This window comes from Streptomyces sp. WAC05292 (assembly GCF_003949955.1).
Classification (GTDB): Bacteria; Actinomycetota; Actinomycetes; order Streptomycetales; family Streptomycetaceae; genus Streptomyces; species Streptomyces globosus.
Map to the genome: position 1 here is coordinate 1 of NZ_RPSE01000838.1, position 730 is coordinate 730.

Below are 730 nucleotides of genomic sequence, written 5' to 3' on the forward strand. Positions count from 1 at the left end.
CCACGGCGCCCGTCAACCCGACCCCGCATCCCCCTCCTCCACGGCCCCGGATCGGAGTAGGGTCGGGCGGCATGGATGGACTGCGCGTGGCCGCGATCGCCAGCCTGGCCCCGCTTGAAGACCTCGACACCGACCCCTTCGCGGTCGACACCCGGAGCCAGCACGCCATGTGCGCCCGCTGGGCCGCCGACCAGGGGCACGTCGTCACCAAGGAGTTCCTCGTCTACGGGCTGCGCGCCGACCACTGCGGCCTGTGGTGCGACGTGGAGGCGGGCCTGGTCGACCTGTTCGTCGCCCCCAACCGCCGCGTGCTCGCCCGGGCCCTGCGCTCCGTGGAGGAGTTCACCGCCGAGTGCCGGCGGCGCGGCGTCCGCTGGGAGACCGCCGGACTCGACGAGCCGTACTACACCTCGGCGATGAAGGCGGAGGTGCACCGCCGACTGTCGATGCCGACCGCCGGATACGACGGCACCTGATGCCCTCAGCGCCCCGGCGCCGGGGCCACGGGGCGGGCGGCCCGGCGCGCTGGGGGGTCAGCGGGGGGGGGGGGGGGGCGCCGGGCGGGGGGGGGGGGGGGGGGGGGGCCGCGGGTGGGCGGGCGGTGGGGTGCGGGGGGGGGGCCGGGGCGGGGCGCTCCGCCGCGCGGGGCGCGGCGGTGCGGCGGGGGCGGGCGGGGGGGGTGGGGGGGGGGGGCGGGGACGTCGGGGGCGCCACGCGCCGCCACGTCTTC

General features: G+C 79.7%; 1 protein-coding gene. It reads left to right on the forward strand.

Annotation, left to right across the window (positions count from 1 at the left end):
- Positions 1–71 precede the first annotated feature (71 nt).
- On the forward strand, positions 72–476 hold the full coding sequence (locus EF903_RS33315) for a hypothetical protein (protein WP_125548602.1): 405 nt from the start codon (positions 72–74) through the stop codon (positions 474–476).
- The last annotated feature ends 254 nt before the right edge of the window (positions 477–730 follow it).

Bases quoted from the DNA above. Each gene is read 5' to 3' on its own strand.
- EF903_RS33315 (WP_125548602.1), top strand. From the start codon at position 72: ATGGATGGACTGCGCGTGGCCGCGATCGCCAGCCTGGCCCCGCTTGAA.